Annotated in this window: 11 protein-coding genes; 10 read left to right on the top strand and 1 reads right to left on the bottom strand. The window is 38.9% G+C overall.

The window, feature by feature from the left end; translation table 11 throughout:
• The 10 genes from F6K57_RS33275 to F6K57_RS33230 form a co-directional block, all read left to right on the top strand.
• A partial coding sequence (locus F6K57_RS33275; RefSeq protein WP_293072250.1) for a transporter substrate-binding domain-containing protein occupies positions 1 to 537 on the top strand: 537 nt, incomplete at its 5' end.
• A gap of 87 nt (positions 538 to 624) precedes the next feature.
• A complete protein-coding gene (locus F6K57_RS33270) occupies positions 625 to 1491 on the top strand; it encodes a M48 family metallopeptidase (protein WP_293072249.1) in 867 nt (288 codons plus the stop codon).
• 28 nt (positions 1492 to 1519) lie between these two features.
• Positions 1520 to 1843 (top strand): alpha-hydroxy acid oxidase, encoded by a 324-nt coding sequence (locus F6K57_RS33265; protein ID WP_293072248.1) that lies wholly within the window; start codon positions 1520 to 1522, stop codon positions 1841 to 1843.
• Positions 1844 to 2343: 500 nt separating this feature from the next.
• The gene (locus tag F6K57_RS33260) at positions 2344 to 2889 is read left to right on the top strand and encodes a hypothetical protein (protein WP_293021033.1); all 546 of its coding nucleotides are present in this window, start codon (positions 2344 to 2346) and stop codon (positions 2887 to 2889) included.
• A gap of 44 nt (positions 2890 to 2933) precedes the next feature.
• Positions 2934 to 3251, top strand: a complete 318-nt coding sequence (locus tag F6K57_RS33255; protein WP_293021032.1) for an alpha-hydroxy acid oxidase — start codon at positions 2934 to 2936, stop codon at positions 3249 to 3251.
• Between the two features lie 420 nt (positions 3252 to 3671).
• Complete coding sequence (locus F6K57_RS33250) at positions 3672 to 3848, top strand: hypothetical protein (RefSeq protein WP_293072247.1); 177 nt, start codon at positions 3672 to 3674, stop codon at positions 3846 to 3848.
• A 54-nt stretch (positions 3849 to 3902) separates the two neighbouring features.
• The gene (locus tag F6K57_RS33245) at positions 3903 to 4070 is read left to right on the top strand and encodes a hypothetical protein (protein ID WP_293072246.1); all 168 of its coding nucleotides are present in this window, start codon (positions 3903 to 3905) and stop codon (positions 4068 to 4070) included.
• 16 nt (positions 4071 to 4086) lie between these two features.
• Positions 4087 to 5922, top strand: a complete 1836-nt coding sequence (locus tag F6K57_RS33240; RefSeq protein ID WP_293072245.1) for a hypothetical protein — start codon at positions 4087 to 4089, stop codon at positions 5920 to 5922.
• Between the two features lie 25 nt (positions 5923 to 5947).
• Positions 5948 to 6478, top strand: coding sequence for a GNAT family N-acetyltransferase (locus tag F6K57_RS33235; RefSeq protein WP_293072244.1), 531 nt, complete (start codon positions 5948 to 5950; stop codon positions 6476 to 6478).
• A 302-nt stretch (positions 6479 to 6780) separates the two neighbouring features.
• Positions 6781 to 7023: a hypothetical protein gene (locus tag F6K57_RS33230; RefSeq protein ID WP_293072251.1), complete on the top strand. Its 243-nt coding sequence runs from the start codon at positions 6781 to 6783 to the stop codon at positions 7021 to 7023.
• A gap of 121 nt (positions 7024 to 7144) precedes the next feature.
• Here F6K57_RS33230 and F6K57_RS33225 read toward each other — a convergent pair whose 3' ends face one another.
• Positions 7145 to 7405, bottom strand: a complete 261-nt coding sequence (locus F6K57_RS33225) for a hypothetical protein (RefSeq protein WP_293021026.1) — start codon at positions 7403 to 7405, stop codon at positions 7145 to 7147.
• Between the last annotated feature and the right edge of the window lie 209 nt (positions 7406 to 7614).

Genomic DNA, 7614 nt, shown 5'->3' with positions numbered 1-7614 from the left:
ACGATCAAAAGTGCTCCACCACTATCAGGAGTTACTTACTCCACTGCTTTTTATTTTTCCGGGACACATTTTATAATCAGACCCGAAATGAAGGGTATATTCAATCCTGAAACTTCCCTAGCTGGTAAAAAAATTGGTGTCCTTCCTGGTTCAAATACACATACCTTAATCTCCAGTACCTACCCATTAGCTGAAATAGTAGACACTCCTTACAGAAGCTCTAACGGTCGAGAATTGGCTCTAAGAGATGTTGTCGAACGGAAAATTGAGGCTTTTGCCAGTGATGGCATGCTCTTAATGGCAGAAGCCTTAAGACAAGGGCTGACATTCCAGGAATTTATCTTAATTCCTGACCGACCGTTAAGTTGTGATTTTTACGGAATAATTTTACCAGATCAGGATATAGAATGGAAGACAATAATTGATAAATTTATTACTAACTTAAGGTGGGATATAATTTTGGAAAAATCCTTGGGTGTTGAATCTATTTATTACCAAGGTCTACGACAAGCTGCTTATGAAAAATGTGCTAACTAAATCGATCGCTGACTGCTGAAAGCTGACTGCTGAAAGCTGAATAATGAATACTTACAAGCCTATTTTTGATTATTCAAATAGACGACTATGTTAAACCCATTCTCTTGGATTAAGCGTGCTTCCCATCGTCGATGGTTTTACCTGCTGATTCTGGTAGTTGTGGGACTGGGTCTAGGGGTAGGGTTACCCAATACCTCATCAGCATTTGGCTCATGTGGGTTAGATGGTGATGCAGGAATTGAGATAATTCAGTTAATCACCATTTCTGATCAACAAGAAGTAGAGCTGGGTAAGTGTTTGAATCAACAAGAAGTTGATCAAGGTCTGGAGATTTACCGCGATCGCAAAATCACTGAATACGTCCAAGACATTGGTCAGAGATTAATCCCCTATAGCGATCGCCCCAATTTTCCCTATACCTTTCAAGTAGTCAAGGACAACACTATAAATGCCTTTGCCTTGGTGGGTGGCTTTGTTTATGTTCATACTGGCTTGCTGAAAGGGGTAGAAAATGAAGCTGAGTTAGCTGCAGTGATAGCTCACGAAATAGCTCACATTACTAGCAAACACAGTATCGAGAAGCTGCGCCAGATTATCAAAGACAACAACTTTACTGAAATCGAGTATGGGACAATTATAAATCTTCTTGAGGATATCGCCTTCTCTCTTCCCCGAGGAAGGCAGCAGGAATATGAAGCGGATCGCAAGGGATTAGAAATGTTGCACGGTGCTGGCTACGCTTCCTCAGGCATGACTGGATTTCTCCAAAAATTAATAACCATAGAAAAAAAATCCACCAATCAACCTGCAATGTTAAGAACCCACCCAGAAACAGTAAAACGCCTTGATACCCTAAAAGAAATAATCAACAGAAAAGGTTGGGATCCCAATGATGGTGATGGCTTAGACAGTGCTGCTTACAAACAGAGAATCCAATCTCTAGCAATCGAGTAGGTGAGCTAGCTATACTGACTGACTGTAATTGAATCATGGGGGTCGGCAATTGGATAGTGCGATCGCATCCATCGATGCCTTACCTGAAGTGGTCGCAGCTGTGGGAAATCATCTACCGGTATTAATCGATGGAGGTATCCGTCGAGGAACTGATGTCCTCAAAGCCCTAGCCTTGGGTGCATCAGCCGTGTTGGTAGGTCGTCCGGTATTATGGGGATTAGCTGTAGCAGGAGTTGCGGGAGTACGCCATGTCTTGCAATTGTTACGGGATAAATTGGATATAGCGATGGCCTTGAGTGGCTGTACTAAGGTCAAGGATATTGACCGTAGTTTGGTGACAATTAAAGATTGACCAGAGTAATTAACCAATAACTAGTCACCAACTAATTAATGACTAATAATACATTTGGCTTAGTAATATCAATGACTTGGCTGACATTATAGAAATAATAGGTATGCTATCTTTGATTAGAAAAATCACTATATAAATTACTATTTATTGGGAATATTTTGATACTATCTCACTAAATTACCGCCACTTATCAGGGTGATGATAAGAGTTATATAAGGTTTGATATTAATCGATTTATCTATTGGAAACTGAAATATAGCAATTCTCTATGCCATGAGGTACAAAGGGATCCCCCGTTGGTCCCCCTTATCAAGGGGGACTTTGAGGTTTAAAAGCCTACCTCATAGCGAGGATAAACGCTTCTTGATGCAGTCGCTCATGGGGGAAACCCCCTTTGGCGGCGCTGCATCGCTATAAATCCAGAGCTATATCAATTTTTGATCAGAATAAATAGGGTGCTATTACCAAAACACTAAAATCCTCAAAATGCCGAAAAATTAATGAAACTACCGAACTTATTAAGCACCCTTGGTTTAGCATCCATTATCACCACTTTAGCCGTAGTAGATATTCCCAAACCACTGGAAACCTTTGCCTATACATCTCCTAGTCAGGAGACCAGTGAAGGGATAGGACAAAGCAATGATGTTTTGATTGCATCTGGACGTAGTGCAAACTTTGAGAATGGAATATTTTCTGTACGCCTTCCGGAAACAGGCACTCTCGGACAAGAGCTTGATAATTTCATATCTGCTAATCCTAGTTTCAATGTTGAATCAAAAGAGAAGTGGGTTAGTAACATCAAAGTCTCTTCTCTGAGCAGAGGTTCGATTAGTAATGGAAGTGTACCAATCACTGCTAGATGGTCTGTTCGATTATGTTGGACCAATACTTTTGCCTTAAAGAAATGCGTTGGCGGCTGGATAAACAAAAGTGAGGACTTTGAAACGTCATGCTCTATCGGGGTACAACCACGCTATCTTCGTTGCAGAATGCCAGGTAAAGTTAGCGAATTGGTAAGAGAAGGTAGCATTTTAGTTAAATAAACTGTCTATATTATCTTGATTTTACTAATTAAAAACTGAGCTGTTTGTCATCAAAGCAAATCCCAAGCTCTTTCGCATCCATCGATGCCTTACCTGAAGTGGTCGCAGCTGTGGGAAATCATCTACCGGTATTAATCGATGGAGGTATCCGTCGAGGAACTGATGTCCTCAAAGCCCTAGCCTTGGGTGCATCAGCCGTGTTGGTAGGTCGTCCGGTATTATGGGGATTAGCTGTAGCAGGAGTTGCGGGAGTACGCCATGTCTTGCAATTGTTACGGGATGAATTGGATATAGCGATGGCGTTGAGTGGCTGTACTAAGGTCAAGGATATTGACCTTAGTTTGGTGAAAATTAAACATTGACAATATAATCAATAAATTAACATTAACTTATAATACCTAAATACTAAACCAAATAGCTTAGTAATATCAACTAAATAGCTTAGTAATATCAATGAATTGGCTTAAGTTATAGCAAGACTGCGTATGTTATATTTTTTATTAAGAGTTATTCTTTATTCGTACAAATTTGATGCTATATCACTAAATTAGAGGCACTTATCATGGTAATTCTAAGGATTAGATAAGCTTTGAAATTAAGCTTTGAGATTAATCGATTAATCTATTGAAAAATCAAATAGGCATGTGGATGATTGCCTGGGATAATTGCCAATTTAAACCCCTGCGGCTAGTTGACTAGCTTTAAGACTAGTAAGTAATTATTAGTTTTCAAAACAGAGGTTTATACTCCATTTTTAATGGATAAATTATTGGTCTAAAAATATGAATTATTTTGAAATAGCAAAATCTGCCGTATCTCTACTAGCTCCCTATCTAGCTAAAATTGGTGAAGGTGCAGCCCTCAAAGCTGGTGAATCTGTTTGGGAAAAAACGAAATCTATCTACCAAGCTATTATCACTAAATTCAGTGAAGATGAGTACGCAAAACAAACTCTATAACGGCTAAAAGAGAAACCTTCAACTGAAAGTCGCCAAAGAGCATTAATTGATGTTTTGGCAGAAAAAGCTGAAGCTGACTTGGAGTTTGCAGAGGAGTTAGAACGACTGATGAAGGATACAACTCAAGGACAAGATATTAGTCAGTTCTTGGTTCAAGTCTACGGTGGAGAGGTCAAAAATATTGTAAATATTGGTAATACTGGGGATGTAACTATTCAGTAGTTTAAAGACAAGCATAATGGAAATGGAATCTAGTAGTTATTTTAGAGATGAAGATCTGCGCCTCGCCCAGCGTCTAATAGAATCCTTACGTCAGGATGAAGAAGGTCAAGCTTTACTCCAACAATTGCAGTCGAGTACTTCAACTGATCCAAGCATAGATCAAGCTCTGAAAACTAGGCTGCAAGCAGATTTCTCCACAGAGGTGTCGGGGGGACAGGTTGACAAGATAGTCAATATTGCCAAAGCAAATGTAGTGCAATTTCTTCCAGCAACACCGGAACCGAAAAAGGTAGAACCACAAAATATTCCCCCTAGCGATGTTGAATTCATCGGACGAGAGCTTGAAATTGAAACATTACACCAGCAGTTGAAGCAAAAGGGTAAGGTTGTGGTTTATTCTGAACAAGACAGTCCTGGTAAAACAGAACTAGCGCGACAATATGCTAAGCTTGCTTGGAAAAAAGAGATTTATCCAGGGGGAATTTGCTGGTTACAGGGGCAAGGAGCGGATTTAGGATATCAGGTGCTAAAGTTTGCCAAGTCAAAGTTAGGTTTACAGCCACCTGAAGATGGAGATTTACAAAGTCAGATTAATTTTTGCTGGTCACACTGGCTAGAAGGTGATGTCCTAATAGTAGTTGATGATGTTAGCGACTATCAGCATGTGAAATTTTATTTACCTCCCCGTGAGCAACGTTTTAAGTTACTAATTACCACACCACAAAACTCGTTAGATGAATCTTTTTCAGATGAAGGTTTTGAACCGTTATTTTTGAGTATTACTACAAATAAATTAAAATATCTTTTTATTGATGAAGATGACTCTGATGGATATATTTTTACTTATGCATTTTTAATAATTACAATTTTATTCCTAGTTTGCAGCGGATTGTCACTATTGGCTTCCTATGTTTGGTATGGCAGTGATCCTTGGTTACAAGAATTTACAGAGTACGGGTGGATTATTGAATTCATCCGCACTATAATTTTTACTCTGGCTGAAATTTATATAGGATTTATAGTCTTCAGCAATGAATTGCGTGAATTTTTTGGCTTGGGGAATACCTTACCAGAATATATAAAAGCCAGAAATTTCATTCGAATTGTTATGCTAGCAATTGCTGTAGCAACTATTATAATAGTACCTTATTACCATTTAGATTTGGCTCCACAAAAACTGGCAAATGTGTGGAATTCACAAAATCCAAAAAATCGGGTTTTACTAGAGAGTAATGACGGATTTGCTTTGTATAAGCTTCCTTATTTGTGTTACTTGCCCTACTCTTTGATTAATTATATAGTTGTTTGGTTACCTGTGAGTTCTGTAACCATTTATGCGGCAATAAAAGATTCGATATTTTTGAATCTATATCAAAGAAAAATAAGAGATAAGCAAGTCAAAATAGCTCTATTAAATCAACATTCGTTTTTTGTATCCTCTAAAAAAAACATTTGCCAAAAAATTGCTAATAACTTTACAGAGTTTTCTCGTATTTTTGTAGGAAGAATAGGTAACTATACGGCAGTTTTTCTGGGAATTAATATAGGCATTGGCTTTGAGGTTGTTTACGGGAGTAAAACTTTGGCAGAGATGGCTATATTATGGCAAAATGTGGGCTATTTTTTATGTATTGTGGCTCTCTTGATTATATTGTTGGGGTACAGATTTTATGAAAAATCTTTACATGAATCTACCAATTTATTATTAGAAATTAACTGTGGTAATATTGATGATTTTCAAATTCAAAACAGTGTAACTAGGTTTATTAGAAGAGTTTTTAATACTTACTTTAATCTCTACCTAGGTATAATAATAACGACCTTACTACTTATCAGAGCTTTGCTAAGTTAAGTTGTCTATAAGTTACTTAATTAACATGATCACAGTTTTAAAAAGGAAAGTTAGCAAATCAGAAGCTAAGTTGCTCGTCAAAGCTATCAAATCTACTCCTAATATTATGGGTTACTCTTTGAGGGAGTGGCTTGAAGCTGAACATGTGATAGTATCTGAAAATGAAAAAGGCAACCTTCTGGGAGCGTGTTTAAATTACGATATTAATCGGGATTGGTATAAAATAGGAGCGCTGTTTGTCTTCAAAGAATTTAGAGGACAAGGAATTGGAAAGTCTTTATTTTATAAGTCAGTTGAAGATGCTGTACAAAGGGGAAAAAATGTCTATACAATTAGCTCCAATCCCATTGTTATTAAAATGATGGAAGATTCAGGATTTGAAAAAATTAGTAAATTCTTCGACCTAATTAAAGTGTGGAAACAAGATAGATTATTATTTATTAAGCATACTGTGGGATGGGTAATGAACCTATATAGAATTAAAGAAATTTTCAGAAAAACAATTGTTTTTACCTCTAATGCTCCTTTTGTTTTTGGTGTCAAGTTTTCCCAGTGACTGACTCTAACAAATTTAATTTAACTTCTTTAAGTTAGTTTTCATAGGAAACTGATAAAAGTAACTGCTGTTATAGCAGTGTAAGCAAAGCTTAGGACATATTTCGTTTACCTGCTCAAAAGTCCCTGCTCCCGACTCCCGACCATTTGTTACAATATTTTAAAATATGCTATAATATAAAATTTTTTGTGCTATAGTATAACAGTGGGCGCTGAGACGCCCAGAGTCAAGAGCTAGCCCGGGAAGCGTCCAATCTCTACGGGCTAGCTCTGGCTCCCCTATCACAAGGAGATACTTTCATGATGACCTATTCTGAACGGCTTCATCCGTGGGTGATCATTCGGCTGTTACCACAAGCGATGCAGCGCGGTCTTGGGGGTTTCCCCCATGAGCGACTGCATCAAGACATGCAGCGAGTTGTTGTTGCTCGCTTTCGCAATCGATCGGATGCGGAGGGACATTTATGGGCCCTGAAACGATTGATGCCTGATGCGGAATTTATAATTGTTTTTGATGTTGGTAATCGGATCGATGAGGAATCGTAAGGGTAAATGTCATTTAGCGGTTTGGGACTTTAATCAGCATTGGATTTCATGATCGATTTGAAAATGGTCGAGCTATCAATCCTTAATCCAATTCTCAGATATCACTCACCTTGGTTTCATGTTATCCCCTCACCCTAAGGTTAGGGATTCCAGCCACAGCCCCTGATGCTGAGGTTGGGCAGTTGCGTAGGGTGCCAGGTGCGTAGGGTGCGTAGGGTGCGTTAGGGACGTCCCGTAACGCACCACCCACGGAAAGCCTCTGATTTTCCGCCTCTGAGCGCCTGGGAGAGCCCGTCCCGTAACGCACCACCCACGGGCTCACACTCATTTTCTGCTTCGTCCTCAGCCTTGGGACAGCCCGTCCGAAAATTTTAACAGGCAAGATGCCCGTTCCACCCATTGGGTCAAACAGCAAAAATGAGATACACCCTTAGGTTAGCAGTGACATCTAGGCAGGGAAAGAGGATTATGAATAAATTACTTAAAATAGCCCTCAGCACTACTTCCTTAGTCGGGCTATGTTTGATGGCACTAGTCGTACAAGCCGGTAGCTGGGATAATTTCAAACTCCGTTACTTCCATCTTACTGCC

This window comes from Moorena sp. SIO4A5 (genome assembly GCF_010672005.1).
Classification (GTDB): Bacteria; Cyanobacteriota; Cyanobacteriia; order Cyanobacteriales; family Coleofasciculaceae; genus Moorena.
Note: the sequence above shows the minus strand (reverse complement) of the source record. Positions and strands in the feature narration are given on the sequence as shown.